The organism is Flavobacterium salmonis (genome assembly GCF_903819435.1).
GTDB lineage: Bacteria > Bacteroidota > Bacteroidia > Flavobacteriales > Flavobacteriaceae > Flavobacterium > Flavobacterium chungangense.
On sequence record NZ_CAIJDP010000045.1, the window covers coordinates 19,531 to 38,749 of the forward strand.

The 19,219-nt window shown below is 33.7% G+C and carries 20 protein-coding genes; 6 read left to right on the forward strand and 14 right to left on the reverse strand.

The window, feature by feature from the left end; genetic code table 11:
- Nucleotides 1-267: 267 nt before the first annotated feature.
- From FLACHUCJ7_RS00465 to FLACHUCJ7_RS00490, 6 genes are all read right to left on the reverse strand, one after another.
- Nucleotides 268-678, reverse strand: coding sequence for a BrxA/BrxB family bacilliredoxin (locus FLACHUCJ7_RS00465; RefSeq protein ID WP_031456700.1), 411 nt, complete (start codon nt 676-678; stop codon nt 268-270).
- Between the two features lie 238 nt (nt 679-916).
- On the reverse strand, nt 917-2,074 hold the full coding sequence (locus FLACHUCJ7_RS00470) for a lycopene cyclase family protein (RefSeq protein ID WP_078228921.1): 1,158 nt from the start codon (nt 2,072-2,074) through the stop codon (nt 917-919).
- A 17-nt stretch (nt 2,075-2,091) separates the two neighbouring features.
- Nucleotides 2,092-2,556 carry a thioredoxin family protein gene (locus tag FLACHUCJ7_RS00475; protein ID WP_031456702.1) on the reverse strand — a complete coding sequence of 155 codons (465 nt, stop codon included), beginning with the start codon at nt 2,554-2,556 and terminating at the stop codon, nt 2,092-2,094.
- 108 nt (nt 2,557-2,664) lie between these two features.
- Entirely contained in the window at nt 2,665-4,887 is a 2,223-nt protein-coding gene (locus FLACHUCJ7_RS00480) for a TonB-dependent receptor (RefSeq protein WP_180907499.1), read from the reverse strand.
- Nucleotides 4,888-5,002: 115 nt separating this feature from the next.
- Nucleotides 5,003-5,908, reverse strand: a complete 906-nt coding sequence (locus FLACHUCJ7_RS00485; RefSeq protein ID WP_180907500.1) for an NAD(P)/FAD-dependent oxidoreductase — start codon at nt 5,906-5,908, stop codon at nt 5,003-5,005.
- Nucleotides 5,909-5,919: 11 nt separating this feature from the next.
- Nucleotides 5,920-6,273, reverse strand: coding sequence for a MerC domain-containing protein (locus FLACHUCJ7_RS00490; RefSeq protein ID WP_180907501.1), 354 nt, complete (start codon nt 6,271-6,273; stop codon nt 5,920-5,922).
- A gap of 96 nt (nt 6,274-6,369) precedes the next feature.
- On the opposite strand from FLACHUCJ7_RS00490, the gene FLACHUCJ7_RS00495 reads away from it, so the two are divergent.
- From FLACHUCJ7_RS00495 to FLACHUCJ7_RS00505, 3 genes are all read left to right on the forward strand, one after another.
- Nucleotides 6,370-6,762, forward strand: coding sequence for a Fur family transcriptional regulator (locus FLACHUCJ7_RS00495; protein WP_078228918.1), 393 nt, complete (start codon nt 6,370-6,372; stop codon nt 6,760-6,762).
- 74 nt (nt 6,763-6,836) lie between these two features.
- Nucleotides 6,837-8,705, forward strand: coding sequence for an Nramp family divalent metal transporter (locus tag FLACHUCJ7_RS00500; RefSeq protein WP_180907502.1), 1,869 nt, complete (start codon nt 6,837-6,839; stop codon nt 8,703-8,705).
- A gap of 94 nt (nt 8,706-8,799) precedes the next feature.
- Nucleotides 8,800-9,453, forward strand: a complete 654-nt coding sequence (locus tag FLACHUCJ7_RS00505) for a metal-dependent transcriptional regulator (protein WP_031456708.1) — start codon at nt 8,800-8,802, stop codon at nt 9,451-9,453.
- Between the two features lie 61 nt (nt 9,454-9,514).
- Here the strand turns inward: FLACHUCJ7_RS00505 and FLACHUCJ7_RS00510 are convergent, their stop codons facing one another.
- From FLACHUCJ7_RS00510 to FLACHUCJ7_RS00545, 8 genes are all read right to left on the reverse strand, one after another.
- On the reverse strand, nt 9,515-10,042 hold the full coding sequence (locus FLACHUCJ7_RS00510; RefSeq protein WP_180907503.1) for a hypothetical protein: 528 nt from the start codon (nt 10,040-10,042) through the stop codon (nt 9,515-9,517).
- Between the two features lie 55 nt (nt 10,043-10,097).
- Nucleotides 10,098-10,499 carry a hypothetical protein gene (locus tag FLACHUCJ7_RS00515; protein ID WP_078228915.1) on the reverse strand — a complete coding sequence of 134 codons (402 nt, stop codon included), beginning with the start codon at nt 10,497-10,499 and terminating at the stop codon, nt 10,098-10,100.
- Nucleotides 10,500-10,599: 100 nt separating this feature from the next.
- Complete coding sequence (locus tag FLACHUCJ7_RS00520; RefSeq protein ID WP_180907504.1) at nt 10,600-11,382, reverse strand: enoyl-CoA hydratase/isomerase family protein; 783 nt, start codon at nt 11,380-11,382, stop codon at nt 10,600-10,602.
- Nucleotides 11,383-11,392: 10 nt separating this feature from the next.
- Nucleotides 11,393-12,808 (reverse strand): ATP-binding protein, encoded by a 1,416-nt coding sequence (locus tag FLACHUCJ7_RS00525; protein WP_078228913.1) that lies wholly within the window; start codon nt 12,806-12,808, stop codon nt 11,393-11,395.
- A 129-nt stretch (nt 12,809-12,937) separates the two neighbouring features.
- Nucleotides 12,938-13,486, reverse strand: a complete 549-nt coding sequence (locus FLACHUCJ7_RS00530) for a CopD family protein (RefSeq protein ID WP_031456713.1) — start codon at nt 13,484-13,486, stop codon at nt 12,938-12,940.
- Between the two features lie 82 nt (nt 13,487-13,568).
- Nucleotides 13,569-14,582 (reverse strand): ferrochelatase, encoded by a 1,014-nt coding sequence (gene hemH / locus FLACHUCJ7_RS00535; RefSeq protein WP_078228912.1) that lies wholly within the window; start codon nt 14,580-14,582, stop codon nt 13,569-13,571.
- 153 nt (nt 14,583-14,735) lie between these two features.
- The gene (locus FLACHUCJ7_RS00540; protein ID WP_180907505.1) at nt 14,736-15,209 is read right to left on the reverse strand and encodes a hypothetical protein; all 474 of its coding nucleotides are present in this window, start codon (nt 15,207-15,209) and stop codon (nt 14,736-14,738) included.
- Nucleotides 15,210-15,277: 68 nt separating this feature from the next.
- Nucleotides 15,278-16,144, reverse strand: a complete 867-nt coding sequence (locus tag FLACHUCJ7_RS00545; protein ID WP_031456716.1) for an AraC family transcriptional regulator — start codon at nt 16,142-16,144, stop codon at nt 15,278-15,280.
- 367 nt (nt 16,145-16,511) lie between these two features.
- Between FLACHUCJ7_RS00545 and FLACHUCJ7_RS00550 the strand changes: the two genes are divergently transcribed.
- The 3 genes from FLACHUCJ7_RS00550 to hemA all read left to right on the forward strand — a co-directional run bounded on the left by FLACHUCJ7_RS00550 (nt 16,512) and on the right by hemA (nt 19,217).
- Nucleotides 16,512-16,946: a hypothetical protein gene (locus tag FLACHUCJ7_RS00550; protein WP_078228910.1), complete on the forward strand. Its 435-nt coding sequence runs from the start codon at nt 16,512-16,514 to the stop codon at nt 16,944-16,946.
- An 18-nt stretch (nt 16,947-16,964) separates the two neighbouring features.
- A complete protein-coding gene (locus FLACHUCJ7_RS00555) occupies nt 16,965-17,552 on the forward strand; it encodes a globin family protein (RefSeq protein ID WP_078228909.1) in 588 nt (195 codons plus the stop codon).
- 360 nt (nt 17,553-17,912) lie between these two features.
- A complete protein-coding gene (gene hemA, locus FLACHUCJ7_RS00560) occupies nt 17,913-19,217 on the forward strand; it encodes a glutamyl-tRNA reductase (protein ID WP_180907506.1) in 1,305 nt (434 codons plus the stop codon).
- Nucleotides 19,218-19,219 lie beyond the last annotated feature (2 nt).

A 19,219-nucleotide genomic window follows, 5' to 3' on the forward strand; every position in this document is an offset into this window, starting at 1 on the left:
ATAAACAGTTTAAGTTTAGAATTATTTTTTGAAAGGTGCAAAGTTAGAAAAAAGCGCTTAAGTTGCAAAGATTCTAAGTTCCTATGTTTTAAAAAGTCGTTGAAAACCTAAAGGTCTTTGAGACTTTGATTTTTAGCCCGGATGGGAGCGGCATCCTTTTGTGCAGGGGTTCGGCACAAAAGATAGAGCGGACAGCCGGAATAGCTTCAAATAAAAAAGACTGCCTAAATAAATAGACAGTCTTCATATAGCTTCTTCGTAACTTAATTAACAGAACTCGTTAAACGCGTCTTGCAAATTCTCAGCAATCAATTCTGCCGGACGTCCTTCGATGTGGTGACGCTCTAACATGTGAACCAATTCTCCGTTTTTGAACAAAGCCATAGATGGCGATGATGGAGGAAAAGGAAACATATGTTGTCTTGCAGCATCAACCGCTTCTTTGTCAACACCAGCGAAAACCGTAATTAAATGATCTGGTTTTTTAGCACCTTCTAAACTCATTTTTGCTCCCGGACGTGCGTTTCTTGCAGCACAACCACAAACAGAGTTTACAACTACTAAAGTGGTACCTTCAGCTTTGATAGCGTTATCTACGGCGTCAGCACTATGTAAATCTTGAAAACCAGCAGATGTCAATTCAGCTTCCATTGGTTTTACCATTTCTTGTGGATACATATTATTTATCTTTTAAATTTAACTTTTGATTTTGCAAAGTTACAAAGTTTAGTGGCAACAACTTAATTTGAAGTATAAAGTTTTGTTATAGTTCAATTGTTAAAAAGTCGAAAGTTTGAAAGGCATAAAGTTGAAAGTCAAAAGGCATCCTGATATAAGTTCAATCTTGTCATGCTATAGAAATCTAAATTTGTAGCTTACAGACTTTGAGATTCCTATGGAATGACAAAAATTATGTTTAAAATAAATACCGACACAATGCCTTTATAAATGGTATTTTAGGGCATTTTAAAATCACTTTGAGGTCTTCTATTAAATTGGTTTCTTCATCTAAAAACTTAAAAATCAATGCTGGATTATCTTTTTTAAATAAAGATGAAAAAATACGGCTTCCTAATTCGTTATTTCTATACAGAATATCCAAAAGTAATAAATCATAAAACCAGAATTTGCTTTTTTTATGAAACGATGACATTTTAAAATTTTCAGTCTCAAGAAAAGCAATCAATTCAGATGATTTTTTATCTGAATTTTTAAACGTATAACCTGTACTTGCTTTTGTCCAGCCTCCTGCAGTACCAATATTTAATACTCTTTTAGTGTTTTTATTCCAAAATGGAAAACAGGTCATCGGAATGCTGCCTTGTTCTTTTTCGATAATTTCATACTGATCGGCGCCAAAATTCTTAAGATAAATTTGAATTTCCTTTTCATATTCTGCTTTTTCAAGCAGCTTCTCTGAAAACAATGTATATTCGACCAAAGCTTCAGTTTTAGAAGTAGGCAAAACATACATAAACCTTGTATTTCCTTTTTGTTTTACCGAAAAATCCATAAAAGTTACTTTTTCAGGATTAAAAACTTCGGCTTCTGTTTTCACAAACCAACCTGTAAAATGCTGTTGTAAAACGGGATATTTTTTCTGATTCTGAGTAAAATCCTTAGTATAAATGCTGTTAAATAAGTAATTGGCCGTATATCTGTTTTCTTCTGTACCTACAAAAACATGAGTATCTAGTTCATTGATATCCGTTACTTTTTCAGTCAAAAAAGTGATATTGGAATTATTAGAAATCTCTTTAAAAATAAAATTATAAAAATCTAACCCGTTAATTTTATTGTATTGATAAGGCCTGAGCTCTAAATCTCGCTTGAAATTTTCATTGGCAAACAAAGCCAAATCCCATTTTTTTGAAATAACAGAATCCCACATACTTTCATTCTTATCCCAAAAACACCAGGTTCTGTCGTTTGTTTTTTTTGAATCCTGATCTAACAATAAAATAAGTTTATCCGCGAATTTTCCGGACAAAATCATCTTGTAAACCGTCATCAAAGCAGCCTGACCTGTTCCTGTAAAAATATAATCGAAGTGTTTGATTTCTGAAGAATTCATTCTCAAAAATAGCAATTTTATTCTTCCAATTTTTGTAAAAGAATTTTAAAATCCTTCGGGCTTAAATAACTATTATACTGAAAGATGATTTCATTTTTTTGATTTAAAACACATAAAACCGGATATACAATCTGGTTATTTATCCTTCCCAGCTGTAAAGCCAGTTCATGCACACCCACATTATTTCCTGAAGGTTTATATCTAAACAACTGATTATTAAAAGTTATATCTCTTCTTTCTTCTGCATTCAAATCAATAAAATAAAAATTTGAATTTAATTTTTCAATAATTTCCTGATTTTTGAAAGTCGTCGCTTTCATACGCTGGCAAAACTGACACCAGTCAGTATGGATAAAAACGATTATTTTTCGCTTTTGAATTTGCTGTAAACTATCCATTGCTTCAAATGATCTGTTTTGAAGCTGACTGAATCCTGTTGAGTTGATTCCGAGAAAGAGGAGAATTATAGCTAGCTTTTTCATTTGTTAGTTTTTTAAATCCGATGTCAACCTGAGCGGAGTCGAAGGCTAGTAAATTGGAAAGGGCTTCGACTCCGCTCAGCCTGACAAATGTTTTCCAGACATCTGCATTTACCTGAAAGTATACCGCAACCCAAAAAAACCTCGAATAGTTTGATTCTGCCCATATACATAGGTGGTATCAAAAGGTAAACCATCCGGATTTTTATCAAACGGATCATCAGCACCGGAAATCAAAAACGGGTTATTCTGCATTGGTGTAAAATTTAGCAGATTCTTGATTCCACCGTAAATTTCAAAATCCTTCCAGCCGGAATACGTAAACTGAATATTCTGAATGCTGTACCTGGGCGACTCAGGACTTCTTGGATCGGTTTCGCCCAGCAAAGGCAATTTCATTGGGCTGTATACATTACCTGTATAGTCTATTAACAACTTTAGTGGTTTTACTTTATAGGAAACACTCCAAGTTGCTGTAAAATTCTCTGTCAGAAAAGGCCGTTCCGAAATCACATCCTGTACATTTTTGTTATCTAAAAATGTTGCGCCAAGAATAAATTTTAAGCCCGAAGGAAAATTCAGATCAACATTGGTACTAATTCCCTGGCTTAAAGCATAACCATCGATATTGTCGTAAATGATTTTATTGGGATCGGTTTCGTAATCTGAAATGATTTTATTGCTGAAACGAGTATAAAAAGCTGTCGTTTCAATTCCTATAAAAGTTCCATTTCCAAAATTTATCTTCTGAATATAATTTAAATTCACATTTACAGATTTCTCCGGTTTTAAATTATTAGCAATTACAACATCTCTTGAACCTGTAAGTGCAGCGTGATCTTCTGTAAATAAATTTACAACGCGAAATCCGGTTCCGGCATTTAATCTGAAGATGGAGTTTTCATTTGCTTTGAAACGATAAGCAAATCTTGGTGTAAAAATGGAACCATGAATAGAGTTATAATCGTAACGCGCTCCCAACAAAACCTGACTTTTTGGCGAAAACGTAATTTCATCCTGAATAAAAATTCCGGGTAGCCATGTACTTTCGGCATCTTTTGTTCCTGCTGTATTGTCGTCATAATATGTATAGCGATTTGCAATTCCGGCAAGCAAATCATTTTGACCAATCTTTCTATCCCAGGTTAACTGCAAAAAACCAATTTTTTGGTTAGCAATATACGATGTCGTCCCGTAGCGGCTGTCCTGGTAATGTATGTTCCCGGAGAATGAAAGCATCAGTTTTTCTTCAAAAGGCAATTGGTAACTTCCTATTAATTCTCCTCTTTTTGTGTATATGCTTTCACCGTAAATCTCATCACCTCCACGGTATTTCTTCTCCCAGCGTACATCTCCACCCCATCGATCTTCATACATTCCGCGGGCTGCGATAGTAAATAACCGATTATTATTTCGCTGAAAACTCCATTTATTAAAAACCGAAATTCTTTCTGAAAGAGTTACATCTGTAAAATTATCCTTGTCTTTATCTATTGTCTGATCATAGTTAAAGTAACTAACCCCTAAAATTGAAGTTGCTTTTTTTCCGGCATTAAACTTCATTCCTAAATCGAGATTACTTTCAAAATAAGTAGTTGTAAAATAGTCTGCAGAAAAAACCGGTGCATTTGTTGGACTTTTAGTGATAATATTAATTAGGCCTCCAACCGCTTCACTTCCATACAGAGAAGAAGCCGGCCCTTTTACAATTTCAATTCGTTCCACCAAAGAATTTGGAATTCCGGATAATCCGTAAACTGTCGATAAACTGCTGACAATGGGCATACCATCAATTAAAACCAATGTATACGGTCCTTCTAATCCGTTAATGTGAATATCTCCTGTATTGCAGACACCACAATTGAGCTGTGGTCGAACACCGTTAATGTTTTGCAGTGCATCATAGATACTTGGAGTTGGATTTTTTTTGAAGAAAACTGAAGAATAAACTTCAACAGGTACAGCACTTTCTAATCGTTTTACCGGTTTTAAAGTTCCGGAAACTACCACTTCATTTAATTGATTATCATTATCAGTAAATTCAAAATTATAGGATTGTACAGCATCTTTAATAACTTGAATTTTCTTTTTCAAGCTCTGAAAACCCATTTGAGAAATTTGAATCGTATAATTTCCAACAGCAACATTTTCGAGCGAATAATATCCTAAACTATCCGTAACTGTTTTTTGTTTTGTACCTAATAAATGAACGTTTGCAGCTTGTATTTTTCTTCCTTCAGCTGAAATAAAACCGGAAACAGAAGTGATTTCCTGTGCATAAGAAAATTGTAAAGTAAACAGAATCAATATTACTATTGAGTTTTTCGTTATCATAAAATTAAATTTAGACAAAACTAAAAATTAAATTTGACAAACAATGATTATAAATCAAAAAAAACAATTCAATTTAAATCAAGATGTTATATTTCTCTTTAAACATAACAATAGCTCAAACAAATGATTCCTCAATAAGTCCTTTGTTAATTGCCGCCCCAGCAAAAGATCCGGACGAAACTGCCAAAGCCACAGAACGCATTTGAGTCGTAGCATCTCCGCTTGCATAAACACCGTAAACAGTTGTCTTTTGCATCAAATCGACTTTTATTAATCCTTGATCACTGAGCCCACAGCCTAAAATTTGTGGCAACGAACAATGCTGTTTAAATGCCGGTCTTGCATAAATGTCTTTTACATCAATCTTTTCTCCGTTTTTGAAAACAATATTCGAAATGTATCCGTCATTATGTTCAAAAGACTCTAATTCTTCTTCCAAAATCAAAACAGCATGCTTTTTAAGAATTTGCGTTTGTTCAGAAGTTAATTCTGATTTACCGTTTGTACATAAAATTAAATCTTTAGTCCAGTTCGAAATCAGTTTTGCATATTCAAAACCCATTTCGCCATTGGCAACAATAGCTGTTTTTTGATTTTTGACTTCATAACCATGACAATACGGACAATGTAAAACCGATATCCCCCAACATGCTGCAAAACCTTTAATCTCCGGAAATAAATCTTTAACGCCTGTTGCAAATAATAGCTTTTTAGACGTAAATAGTTCCCCCAATTCTGTTTTTATTTCAAAACCATTTTGTGTTTTAACAACTTCACTGGCAAGTCCATTGTAAAATTGAACTGTCTTGTAAAATTCAACCTGCAATTTAGCTTTCGCCAAAATTTCTGCAGGAGTTTCCCCATCGTGAGTAATAAAATTATGAGAATGTGGTGTTTGCCTATTACAAGGCAAACCACTGTCGATAAGTAAAACCTGACGTAAAGAACGTCCTAAACTCATCGCTGCAGATAAACCGCTGTAACTGCCTCCAATAATAATCACTTCAAAATTCTTTTCCATAAGGGTAATTTTTAATGATTTTGTTTTTTGTGTAATTTATAATTCAATAAATGTCCGATGATCATTCCGATTCCTCCTAAGTAAATTAAGTCAATATGAATTTCAAATATCATTTCACCTAAAATACTAATCCAAATAAGACTCATCGAAACAACCAGAATTGAGGATACTAAAACCGATGATTTTTTTATAATTTTGAAAATAGCAAAAACACCAATTAAAGCAAACAACAAATCAATTACCGGATTATGATTTAGCCCAAAAGGGAGAATAGTTAAAAGTGGAAAAATCAAACAATGCACTAAACAAATAGTAGCTGTTGACAATCCTAAAATATCATAAAAAGATGTTGCAGTTTTCTTCATTTCACGTACATTTGCTTTAATGCAATTTTGTTGCAAATATATACATAAAAACCAAATTGCAACAATGTTGCGATATTATTTTTTATTCGAAAAAAAATGAAAACAACTAGAAATACCACAGCAAAGACGGCCGTTTTAGAGATTTTTGGGAAATCTAAAACTGCTCTGTCACACACAGAAATTTACAAACAAATTGAAGATGTCTGTGATCGCGTTACTGTTTACAGAATTTTAGACCGTCTGGTTAATGATGATATCGTGCACAAAATAGTTGATCTTGACGGTACTGTAAAATATGCAAAATGTAACCATCATGCACAACGGGTTCACATTCATAATCATGCTCATTTTAGCTGTGAAAAGTGTCTTGAAATAACTTGCCTCGAAAATGTAAAACCAAGTTATATCATACCCCATAATTATAAAGTAAATAATATAAATTTCACTTTATCAGGATTATGCCCTAATTGTTTAAATTCAAACATTTAGTTTTAGACTTGTCTAAAAATTTTGTTGTGCGAATATGATTTTTATATATATTTGTTAAAACAACATTTTTAAAAATGACAAGATCTTTAGACGAAGTAAACCAATCGGTTGCTACAGAGCACAAAAAAACCGGATTCCGTAAAATATTAGCCTTTTTAGGTCCCGCTTATTTGGTAAGCGTTGGATATATGGATCCCGGAAACTGGGCTACAGATATTGCCGGCGGTAGTCAGTTTGGATATTCTTTGCTTTGGGTTTTATTGATGAGCAACTTAATGGCTTTGTTGCTTCAAAGTTTAAGTGCAAGGCTGGGAATTGTGACTCAGCGTGATCTGGCTCAGGCATCTCGTGAAACGTATTCGAAATTCATCAATTACATATTATACTTTTTAGCCGAAATTGCCATTGCAGCCTGTGATTTAGCAGAAGTTTTGGGAATGGCAATCGGGATTAATTTATTATTTGATATTCCGCTTATTGAAGGGGTTTTGATAACTGTTTTGGATACTTTTCTATTACTGTTTCTGATTAACAAAGGAATTCGAAAAATGGAGGCCTTTATTATAGTTTTAGTTGCCATTATTGGTTTTTCTTTCATCTTTGAAATGATTTTTGCTGAACCGGAGCTTAACAAGGTGATTTACGGACTGGTTCCATCAATGCCAAGTTCAGCAGCTTTATATATCGCAATCGGAATTATTGGTGCAACGGTAATGCCTCACAACTTGTACCTGCACTCTTCATTGGTACAAACCAGAAAATTCGACAGAACACCAGCCGGAATCAAACAGGCTTTGAAATACAACTTTATTGATTCGACAATTGCTTTAAACTTAGCCTTTTTTGTAAATGCAGCCATTCTAATTTTGGCAGCAGCCACATTTTACAAAAACGGAATGTTTGAAGTGGCCGAAATTCAGGATGCACATCAGTTTTTAGAACCTTTACTGGGAACCAAATGGGCCCCAATATTGTTTGCTGTTGCCTTAATTGCCGCTGGACAAAGTTCAACTGTAACCGGAACCTTAGCCGGACAGATTGTGATGGAAGGTTATTTGAATTTAAGGATTCAGCCCTGGGTTCGTCGAATCATAACACGGTTGATTGCGATTGTTCCCGCTGTTGTTGTGATTCTAATTTACGGAGAAAGCGTAACCGGAAAATTATTGATCTTAAGTCAGGTTATTTTGAGTCTACAATTAGGGTTTGCGATTATTCCATTAATACACTTTGTGAGCGATAAAACTAAAATGAAAGGTTTTCATATTTCAAAAACTACTCAAATTGCTGCCTGGATTATTGCTTCTATCATCGTTTCCCTAAATGCCAAATTAGTTTATGACGAAATCACTTCCTGGCTAGAAAACTCCAGTAACCCAGCGATTCTCTGGTTTACGGTTGTCCCTTTAGCATTTGGATTTCTCGGACTTTTACTTTATATCGTTTTTAAACCTTTTATTGCAAGAGCAAAATCAAATATTGAAAATCATTCACCTCATCATTTAAAATTACAATACACTCCAAAAGAAACTTATACTAAGAAAAATATAGCCATCTCCGTCGATTTTTCAAAAGCTGATGAAGCCGCACTAAACAACGCTTTCGAGCTGGGCGGAATCGATGCACAATATACCATAATTCATATTGTTGAAACTGTTGGTGCCTTAATGTATGGCGGCAATGTTGATGATCACGAAACAACAATAGACGAAAAATTATTATTAGAATATAAAGAGCTGCTTTCGAATAAAGGCTTCAAAATAGAAACTGCACTTGGTTTTGGAAAACCTGACAGCGTGATTCCGAAGATAATCAATCAGGGCAATTTTGATATTTTAGTAATGGGAACGCACGGTCACACAGGATTAAAAGATATTCTTTTTGGCACAACAGTAGACAAATTGAGACATAAAATTTCAATACCTTTGTTGATTGTTAAATAAAAAAGGTGCTGAGGCCCTAAGTTGCTAAGGTTTTTCTTTGAATGCTTTTAAACTTAGAACCTTAGTATCTCAGAACCTTAGAACCTCAAAAGAAATGACTTTCTCAGAAGAAAACTACCTTAAAGCGATATACCATCTTACGGCTTCATTAGAAACTGAAGTCAGCACTAATGCCATAGCCGAAATGATGGAAACCAAAGCATCATCGGTTACTGATATGCTTAAAAAACTGTCCGAAAAGGATTTGGTGAATTATAAAAAATACCAGGGAGTTTCATTGACTGAGAACGGAAAACTATCTGCAAAAATGATTGTTAGAAAACATCGTTTGTGGGAAGTTTTTTTAGTAGAAAAATTAAATTTCAGCTGGGATGAAGTGCATGATATTGCTGAACAGCTTGAACACATCAAATCAGAACAACTAATCAACCGTTTAGATGATTTTCTGGGAAATCCAACAGAGGATCCGCATGGAGACCCCATTCCGGATGCTAACGGACGAATCATTAAAATTGAAAAACACTTACTTTCAGAATTGGCAGAAAAACAAATTGGTGTTTGTGTAGGTGTAAAAGATACTTCGTCTGAGTTTTTAAAATATCTGGATAAACAAGGAATAGCTTTGGGATCTAAAATTATGTTTCAGTCGAAAGAAGCTTTTGATTTATCCGTAAAAATCAAAGTGGATGAAAGAGAGTTATCTATTTCGAACAAAATTGCTTCTAATTTATTTGTGAAACTGATTTAAGTTCAACATTACTATTAAAAAAGACCAAAAAGAAAATTTAGTCTTTTTGGCCTTTTGCAATTTAGTCTTTCAAACTATATAATATCTTTTGAAAATCGGCTTTAAACGTATCTTTCTTTTCTTTAGAAGTCCATGACAACACTTTATAAAATGCTTTTTTAGTTTCAACAATCCCAATCAGATAATAAATCTCCATATTGGCATCTTTATCAAAATAAGTAGCATCTGACTCTATAAAATTATTTTCCCCTATTTTTTTAGAAACAGATTTAGAAATCTCTTTCTTGTCTTCATCCGTTAAAAAATCTTTCATAAAATCGTCGTAAAAATCATTTATAGAATTGTAATTTAATTCTAAATACCCTAATTCTTCTTTAGTATCATATATGACAAATCCGTAAACTTCCTTAACCTCGCTTTTATACTGAATAGCCGAAGATGTATTTATTCCTGCCGTTTTATTCATATAATCCGGTAGACTAATATTAAAAACATGTCCGGCTTTATATTCTTTCATTTTAGTCTGAGCAGTAACGCCAGTACCTATAAAAGCCAAAGCAATTATAATAATGATAATTTTTTTGTTCATTGGTTAAATTTTAATTATTGGATTTCTTAAACTTAAATTTTAGTTATAAGCTCTGTTAAACAATACCTTTCTCAATCATTTCCAACATAACCGGCGACGCATTTTTGAAAGTCGGCGGCTGTTCGATAATGCTTCCGGCATTTTTTTTATTCACTTTGAAAGTCAAATCATTTTCTATTGTGAATAAAAGTGCTGTCAAAAATGGATTTTTGATATAAGTGCCTAAAACCAACAAAGCTTCATCGAGAGTATGGATACTTTCCATTTCTTCAGTTTTATAGCGGAAAGTTAACGAAATTGAGAAGGTCTCATCTTCATTTAAAACCAATCTGAAATAAATATTTTTCAGTTCTGTATCGCCAATGGTTTTAGCTAACGTAAGTTTGGCAAAGGTACCGCTTTGAATGCTTTCTTTCACGCGTTCACAAAAAAGAGCAAATATAGGTTCGTATGACATTTTTTAATGTTTTAGTTGCTAAGGTTTCAAGATTCAAAGTGTGTTTTTTAATTACTTTGTGTACCTGTATAAAATCTCTATACAACTTTGTGGTATAATTTTATTTTCCTGTAAACTGCGCTTTTCGTTTTTCTAAAAATGCCGTTGTTCCTTCTTTAAAATCCTGAGTTCCGAAACATTTTCCGAATGATTTTATTTCTGTTTCGAAACCATCTTTTCCATCTTTATAATTTGCATTGATCGCTTTTATTGCTTTATTGATTGCAAACGGAGCATTTTTGATGATTTTTTGGGCAATTACACTTGTAAATGATAGAAGTTCTGCCTGGGGAACAACATGATTTACTAATCCGTATTGTTTTGCTTCATCGGCAGAAATCATGCCTGCCGTCATAATCATTTCCATCGCTCGTCCTTTGCCAATTAATTGCGGTAAACGTTGTGTTCCTCCATAACCCGGAATTAATCCTAAAGAAGCTTCCGGCAAACCCATTTTGGCATTGTCAGAAGCTATTCTGAAATGACAGGCCATTGCCAGTTCTAATCCGCCACCCAATGCAAAACCATTTATAGCTGCAATGACTGGTTTCTTTAGATTTTCGATATAATCAAAAAGCGATTCGTGTCCTTCAGCGGCTAATTGTGTTCCTTCGATAATAGTATAATTTACAAATTCTGAAATATCGGCTCCGGCTACAAATGCTTTTTCGCCACTTCCGGTAATAATAATTACACGAACTTCTTCATTTTTACCCAATAACTTTACCGCTTTACTCAAATCACTAATGGTCGCTTTATTTAAAGCATTTAGTTTTGCAGGTCTGTTGATTGTTACGGTTGCAATTTTTTCTTCAATGGCTATTAAAAGATTTTCGTAGTTCATGACGCTGTTTTTATGAGTTTGTAATAGGTAAGGAAACTGTAAACGTCGTTCCTTTACCATAAGTTGACTCAAAGGTAATTGTTCCTTTGTAATTTTCGATAATGTTTTTTATAATTCCGAGACCAAGTCCCATTCCGCTGGTTTTGGTGGTAAATTTTGGTTCGAAAATACGGTTGGTATCCAACTTTTGAATTCCGACTCCGTTATCTTTTACTGCAATTTCAACATTATTATTTTTGCGTTTTACAGTAACCAGAATTGATTTCTGAAACTGGCTTTCCGGAATCGCCTGTGTAGCATTTTTAACTAAATTTGTAATGACACGAATCAATTGGGTACGATCCATTTTTGAGATGATTTCTTCTTCATCACTTTCAAAAACAATATAATCTTCGTTAAAAATATCCAATGCCAGTTCTACTACCTCAACAACATTTAGGGTTTCATTTTGCTGTGCCGGCATCGAAGCAAAATTTGAAAATGCAGAAGCTACGGCTGTCATTGTATCAATTTGCTGAATTAAAGTTTCAGAGTAATCGTTCATTTTCTGTTTCACATCAGGATCATTAGGATCAAACTTTCTCTGAAAACTCTGGACCGTCAAACGCATAGGTGTCAGCGGATTTTTAATTTCGTGTGCGACTTGCTTCGCCATTTCCCGCCAGGCTTCTTCACGTTCGCTTTGGGCAAGTTTAATGGCACTTGTTTCGAGTTTATCGACCATTCCGTTGTAGGCCTTAATCAAAAAGTTCACTTCTTTACTGTTTGCTTCCAAAACAATTTTTTCGTTTTTCTGATCTAAGTTTGTTTCTTCCAGACGATCAGAAATCGTTTTAAGTGATTTTGTGATGTAAGTCGAAAGAAAATAAGCCAATGCAAAAGCCACAACCAACATAAAAGAATATACCTGACTTAATCGAATTAGAAAAGTATTTAATTCGTTGTCATAATAACCATCGTCCTCCAAATAAGGCAAATTTAATATCCCGAGAGGTTTAAATTTCTCATCTTTAATTAAACTGTAAGAAGACCTGTTTTTGACTCCGTCGATAGTTTTAATATCTACAAAACGTTTTTCAATAGAAGAACGCACTAATTTCAGAATATAATCCGGAACAGGCGGGGCTACTTTATCAACAGCAAAAGATTCTTTGGAAGTTTTAAGCAATATTCCGTTCAGACTGTAGATGTTGATTTCTATTTTATGAATCTGAGCCAGTTCGTGAATTTTATCTTTGAAAATCAGATCTAAATTACCCGTTTTCAATGGATAAGTTGTCGTTGCCAAGACATAATTGATGTGCTCTTTTACGGCATTTTCTTTACGCTCTAATCGTTCCTGATGGTATTCTTTGGCTTCATTTTTAAACTGAATAATCGATATGGAAGCCATTAAAAAAGATGCCACAACAATCAATACAATCATCGACAGAAAAATCCTGATTCGCAGTGAAAGCATTGACATTTTGAAGTTGTTCAGCATTACTTTTGTTTTATTTGTTTCAGGTTTCAGGTTACGTTACATTTTTCAACTTGAAACCTGAAACTAAAAAAACTATTTTTTTTCTCTAATTCGTTTATAAAATTTAAAGCCTAACATAAGTAAAACGGAGAATAAAATGATTCCGACTACGCCGAAGATCCAGTTGAAAGCACTTTTTAAAACTACTAAAAAAACAATAGCAAATAATATAATAGTGGCGCCTTCATTCCATAAACGCATATAATTACTGGAATATTTCACCTCATTATTTTGTAATTGTTTAAAAATCTGATGGCATTTTAAATGATACAGATACAATAGAAAAACGAAACCTAATTTAATGTGCATCCAGGGCATTTTGAGCCACGCATTTCCTAAATCCGTGAAAAACAGCATCCAAAAAGCAAAAATACTGGCTAAAATTGCTGATGGCCATGTGATAATATACCACAGACGATAACTCATTATTTTGAATTGCGCCTGCAAAATTTCTTTTTCGGGAGATGGCTTATCATTTGCTTCTATTTGATATACAAACAAACGCACAATATTAAATAATCCTACGAACCAGGTTAGTACGAAGATAATGTGCAGTGATTTTAGATAATTATAGTATTCCATTAATTATTTGTTTCAAGTTTCAAGTTTAAGGTTTTCTCAAAGTTGAAACTTGAAACTTGAAACCTTAAACCTGAAACAAATATTATTTCGCCCAATCATTAATCCAGTTAGAAACCGTCTCACACCATTCATCATCGTCATTCAAACATGGAACTGCAAGAAACTCTTCTCCTCCATTTGCTTCAAAATCTTCTTTGGCACGCATGGCAATTTCTTCCAGAGTCTCTAAACAATCTGAAACGAATGCCGGTGTTACAACCGCTAATTTCTTGATTCCTTTTGCAGGCATGTTGTCAATTTCAACATCAGTGTAAGGCTCTAGCCATTTATCACCTGCCAAACGAGACTGGAAAGTTAAACTGTATTTATCTTCTGGAAGTCCCAGCAATTTAACGACTTGTTTCGTAGTTTCATAACATTGGTGACGATAACAGAATTCATGTGCCGGAGATGGCGTGTTACAGCAGGAACCATCGATTTTACAATGTGATTTTGTCACATCCGTTTTTCGGATATGACGCTCCGGGATTCCGTGGTACGAAAACAATAAATGATCGTATTCAAATCCAACTAAATGTTTCTGGATTGAATCTGCTAAATTTTTGATGTAATCCGGTTTATTGTAAAATGCCGGAACATCTGTAAATTTCATGTGAGGAAATTTCTTTTTGCGAATTTCTTCGGCTTTAACCAAAATAGTTAAGGTAGAAGCCATTGCATATTGCGGATATAATGGAAAAAGCATTACATCAGTAACTCCTTTATCGTGCAGCTCCTGAAGTCCTTTTTCGATTGTCATGCTTCCATAACGCATTGCCAGAGAAACCGGGACATTTACTAAAGGCTGAACTTTTTTCTGCATTCTTTCAGACAGCACAACTAATGGAGAACCTTCTTCCCACCAGATTTTCGCGTAAGCGTGTGCGGATTCTTCGGGTCTTTTTCTCAGAATAATCCCTCGAACTAATAATGCTCTTAATAAATACGGAACATCGATTACGTATTTATCCATTAAAAATTCATCTAAATACGGTTTTACATCTTTTGGTGTTGGACTTTCCGGGGAACCTAAGTTTACTAATAATACGCCTTTCATATTTTTTGCTTTAGGCTTTAAGCACTAGGCTTTAAGCTTTTTATTTGTTTTTAAAAATTTCGTCAAAAGTAGTACTTGTTACTTCTTCGAAATATGATAATTATTACTTTTCTATTATGGTGTTATTTTTAAAATTGATCGTTAGAACATGTTTTAATTTTTATACTTCTTGTAAGTACTAAATAATTTTCCTAACGATTCATAGTCTCTTTCTGTCCCAAAATCTTCTGTATTAATCTCTTTTTTAGAACTAACAAAATAAAAATGACCACAAGAAAGACAGATTTTAGCAATCCCCGAAATTTCATTCTCCTTCTTAAAAACTAAAATATCCCGATACTCTGGGGCACAGGCTTTACTCATTTCAAACATTTTCAGAGAAAATTTTTCTACAAAAACATCATTTTTTAAATACTCAACATCTTCTTGAGATAATTCAGATTTAGAAAATCCATCAGAATTAATTTTTTTGTAAAAAACACCATTATTTAGCTTCTCTGGAAATTCAGAATACAGAATATTGTTTAAGATTGAATCTTTAATACCTTTTCTATTATTGTCATTTACTTCTTCATCTTTACTTTTATTCAAGGAATAATATTCAACACTATCAAAATCAAAAAACATTTTATCTTCTTTTAATTTACAAGACAGCATTATGAAAAGCAATAAAACAATTGAATACTTTCTAACCATTAAACATTCGCATTAATTGACATCAAATATTTTTTAGGCGTTGTGCCAAATTTCTTTTTGAATGCCGCTATAAAATGACTTCCTGTGCTATAGCCGATTTTCAATCCAACCTCGTTTACGTTATAAGAACCGCTGTCTAACAATTTTCTGGCGAAATCCATTTTGTAATCAAACAGAAATCCGTAAACCGTGTCGCCATAAATTTGCTTGAAACCCATTTTCAGTTTTTTCAGATTCAAACCAATCTGATCTGCTAATTCTTGTAATCCTGGAGGCTCTGCCATATTAGCAATTACGATTTCTTTTGCTTTTCGGATTTTCAAAACATTATCCTCATCAATCAAAAACGGACATTGTTCTGCGTTTGGGTCTTCGGTTCTGTTGAAATACAAACTCAACAATTCGTATCCTTTTCCTTTATAATACAAGTTTTTTATGGATGGATGAAGATTATAATGAAACAGCTGGCTTAAAACAATTGCCATTGACGGGCTGATATTTCCCTCGTTGTAATATTTTTTATCCTTATTATCAGGACTTAAAAACGTGATATAATTCGCCTCGGCAGAAAATAAAGCGTGAAATTTCTTTATAGAAACAATTACAGAGATTACCCAGGAATTTTGAGCTAATTCTAAATTGAGTGGCAATTCCTTCTGCGGGTTATACAATAGCAAAGATTTTTCTTCTTTTAGTTCCAAAGCATAATTGCCCTGATTGAAAAGAAATTTAGCATTGCCTTTTAGTCCGAAATGAAACTGTATCAGGCCACTGCCTACTTCACGCTGAGCAAAAAATGGTTCTGAGCCGTCGTTTTGAAAACGTATAAGCGTAAAGTCATCCTCAATTTTTATTTCTTCCTCCATTGATTTCTTTATTCAGGTTACTATTCCCGTTTTTGATAAAACGAATAATTGGACATCCAAAATTAAATCTTTTTGATGGTTTATCGATTATCTGCACCTAAATTTATAAAATCTTTATCGTTTTAGTCTTTAACAAATTCAAATCCTTTGGCTGTAATGATTTTTGTATGGCAACGCCTTAAGCTATAGGCTTTGCCACTCCCTTTCAGGATTAAAACCCGCAATAAGTTTACTTTCTAAAAATGAACGATAACGTTTTAGCTATTTATAGCGATTCTAAATTAATACTTTTCTTATAAATAATAAAACCAAGCCAAAAAAGCTCTCGTATGTAATTTCAAAATCTAATCATTTTAAAATTATCGATATGAAAACGAACAAAACAATTAAAAAGATACTTTGGTCAGGACTCATAGTCATTGTATTATTTATCGGCATTTTCCTTTTCCACATTATTACAGCCAAACCGGCAGTTTACGAAAGTCCAAATTTGCAGGTAAGCAGAATCGATTTCAAACAGGATATAGATTCTCTTCAGGCAAAGCAAATATGTTCGGATTTACGATCTATCAAAGGACTCACTTCTGATTCTATTATTGTTAAAAGAAATGTGGTAGTCTATTTCCACAACAATAAAATTACTGACTCTAAAAAAGTATTTGATGAATTAATGACCAAAGGACAATATGATGCCCAGCGTTATATTTTACCGGCACACCTGGCCAGTAAGGAAGTTTGCCCGGTAAATCAAAACAGTATGAGTTATAAATTATCTAAAAAAGTAAATCAATTTTTTAATTAAACCTTTAAATATTTTATCATGAAAAATTTCTCAAAAATCACACTTAGTGTATTAGTAGCTGCATCAGCAACTTTAACTTCCTGCAATAATGACGATGACGCTCCAGCACCAGCAAAAGCATCTATATACGAACGTTTAGGCGGAACAAAAATGGTTGCAGATCCTGATAACTCAGGACAGATGATCGAACAGGGCCGTTTAAGTTTTCGTAAAGTAGTGAACTCAACAATAGGATTAATCGTAGCCGATATTCAGTCTAATGCTTCAGGAAACTTACAGGCACATTTTGCTCCGGTTTTAGCAGAAACAGGAAATACTCAGGCTACCAGTATTGCAAAATTATCTGACAATTTAACTGATTTCTTCTCTTACAATACAGGAGGAACAAATGCTGTTAATACTTATTCCGGTTTGAATATGGTTGCTGCACATGATCCGGCAATAAATGCACGTATGGGAACAAAATCCAGCAATGCAGATTATACCAAATTTGAAGGGTATGTTGGCGCTGCTGCCAATGCAAATGGTGTTGCTTCAAACACAGTTCTTTATACGGATATCGTTGCTGTATTAGAGTCTTTGAGAACGCCAATCGTTCAAAAATAATTTATTTCTTTTGAAACCCTGCCTTAATTTAAGGTAGGGTTTTATTTAACGAAGCTGTTTTTATATCTAAACTTTCCAGAATCGTGAAAGTGAATGGGATATAAAACCCAAAAAGCATTTATACGAACTCATAGCGATATTTTTTCGTAGAATATTTAAAACAAAAGCCAGACTGTTATTTAGAACAAATATACATAACGGGTTGTCGAATCCTTGATATCATTATAAATGGCAATAAATACTATTTAGAATAGCCAAAATGTATCAATTTATTCCATAGCGATATAAAAAGTACCTCTAGCGTTGTTTTTATAAATTAGTTAGTAATAATTTTGTTGCACTTTTTAACAAAAGTATAATATGGAAAATTTTAATATGTCCAGAACTACCACTTTTTACGCCTTAGGTTTAAGTTATAAAAAAGCAGATGCCACTATTAGAGGAAAATTTAGTTTAGATGCTAAAGCACAATCTGATTTACTGGCTCAGGCTAAAACCGAAGGAATAGAATCATTAATTGTCACTTCTACCTGCAACAGAACTGAAATTTATGGTTTTGCCAATCATCCATACGAATTAATCAAATTACTTTGCGATAACAGTAATGGTTCCGTTGAGGAATTTCGCGAAGTTGCCTATATCTACAAAAATCAGGAAGCCGTAAACCATATGTTTCGTGTAGGAACAGGTTTAGACAGTCAGATTTTAGGTGATTTTGAAATCATCAGCCAGATTAAAATCGCTTTCAACCTTAGTAAATCAGAAGGTTTAATTAATACTTTTATTGATCGACTTGTCAATAGCGTTATTCAGGCAAGTAAAAAAGTCAAAACAGATACTGAAATTTCTTCTGGTGCAACATCCGTTTCGTTTGCATCGGTTCAATATATCATTAAAAACGTAGAAGAGATTGGAAACAAAAATATTCTACTGTTCGGAACTGGAAAAATAGGCCGAAATACATGCGAAAATTTGGTAAAACATACTAAAAACGGTCACATTACGCTTATCAACAGAACCAAAAACAAAGCCGAAATCCTGGCTGGCAAACTAAATGTTATCGTAAAAGATTATGCTAACTTACAGGAGGAACTGCAACAAGCTGATGTATTGGTTGTAGCTACAGGAGCAAAAAACCCAACTATTGACAAAACATTACTGAATTTAAAGAAACCTTTATTGATTCTGGATTTATCTATCCCAAGAAATGTAAATCCTGATGTAGAACAAATACCGGGCGTAACTTTAATACATTTAGATTATTTGTCACAGATGACAGATGACACTCTTGAAAGAAGAAAACAGCATATTCCTGCTGCCGAGGCGATAATCGAGGATATGAAATTAGAATTGAATACCTGGATGAATGGCCGTAAATATGCGCCAACTATTCATGCTCTTAAAGCAAAACTAAACGATCTTGTTGCCGGAGAACTGGCCTTTCAAAAAAAGAAAATGCTTAACTTTGATGAAGAACAGGCTGAACTAATAAGTTCCCGAATTATACAAAAAATTACCAGTCAGTTTGCCAGTCACTTAAAAGACGAAAATACATCAATTGATGAAAGTATCGAGTTTATTGAAAAAGTATTTCAGATTGGACAGCTTGCACCAAAAAATATTCCTTCCCCGGTTGAAGAAAAATATAAAATCAACCTCTCATAATA

Bases quoted from the DNA above. Each gene is read 5' to 3' on its own strand.
- FLACHUCJ7_RS00465 (WP_031456700.1), bottom strand. From the start codon at position 678: ATGTATCCACAAGAAATGGTAAAACCAATGGAAGCTGAATTGACATCT.
- FLACHUCJ7_RS00470 (WP_078228921.1), bottom strand. From the start codon at position 2,074: ATGAATTCTTCAGAAATCAAACACTTCGATTATATTTTTACAGGAACA.
- FLACHUCJ7_RS00475 (WP_031456702.1), bottom strand. From the start codon at position 2,556: ATGAAAAAGCTAGCTATAATTCTCCTCTTTCTCGGAATCAACTCAACA.
- FLACHUCJ7_RS00480 (WP_180907499.1), bottom strand. From the start codon at position 4,887: ATGATAACGAAAAACTCAATAGTAATATTGATTCTGTTTACTTTACAA.
- FLACHUCJ7_RS00485 (WP_180907500.1), bottom strand. From the start codon at position 5,908: ATGGAAAAGAATTTTGAAGTGATTATTATTGGAGGCAGTTACAGCGGT.
- FLACHUCJ7_RS00490 (WP_180907501.1), bottom strand. From the start codon at position 6,273: ATGAAGAAAACTGCAACATCTTTTTATGATATTTTAGGATTGTCAACA.
- FLACHUCJ7_RS00495 (WP_078228918.1), top strand. From the start codon at position 6,370: ATGAAAACAACTAGAAATACCACAGCAAAGACGGCCGTTTTAGAGATT.
- FLACHUCJ7_RS00500 (WP_180907502.1), top strand. From the start codon at position 6,837: ATGACAAGATCTTTAGACGAAGTAAACCAATCGGTTGCTACAGAGCAC.
- FLACHUCJ7_RS00505 (WP_031456708.1), top strand. From the start codon at position 8,800: ATGACTTTCTCAGAAGAAAACTACCTTAAAGCGATATACCATCTTACG.
- FLACHUCJ7_RS00510 (WP_180907503.1), bottom strand. From the start codon at position 10,042: ATGAACAAAAAAATTATCATTATTATAATTGCTTTGGCTTTTATAGGT.
- FLACHUCJ7_RS00515 (WP_078228915.1), bottom strand. From the start codon at position 10,499: ATGTCATACGAACCTATATTTGCTCTTTTTTGTGAACGCGTGAAAGAA.
- FLACHUCJ7_RS00520 (WP_180907504.1), bottom strand. From the start codon at position 11,382: ATGAACTACGAAAATCTTTTAATAGCCATTGAAGAAAAAATTGCAACC.
- FLACHUCJ7_RS00525 (WP_078228913.1), bottom strand. From the start codon at position 12,808: ATGATTGTATTGATTGTTGTGGCATCTTTTTTAATGGCTTCCATATCG.
- FLACHUCJ7_RS00530 (WP_031456713.1), bottom strand. From the start codon at position 13,486: ATGGAATACTATAATTATCTAAAATCACTGCACATTATCTTCGTACTA.
- hemH (WP_078228912.1), bottom strand. From the start codon at position 14,582: ATGAAAGGCGTATTATTAGTAAACTTAGGTTCCCCGGAAAGTCCAACA.
- FLACHUCJ7_RS00540 (WP_180907505.1), bottom strand. From the start codon at position 15,209: ATGTTTTTTGATTTTGATAGTGTTGAATATTATTCCTTGAATAAAAGT.
- FLACHUCJ7_RS00545 (WP_031456716.1), bottom strand. From the start codon at position 16,144: ATGGAGGAAGAAATAAAAATTGAGGATGACTTTACGCTTATACGTTTT.
- FLACHUCJ7_RS00550 (WP_078228910.1), top strand. From the start codon at position 16,512: ATGAAAACGAACAAAACAATTAAAAAGATACTTTGGTCAGGACTCATA.
- FLACHUCJ7_RS00555 (WP_078228909.1), top strand. From the start codon at position 16,965: ATGAAAAATTTCTCAAAAATCACACTTAGTGTATTAGTAGCTGCATCA.
- hemA (WP_180907506.1), top strand. From the start codon at position 17,913: ATGGAAAATTTTAATATGTCCAGAACTACCACTTTTTACGCCTTAGGT.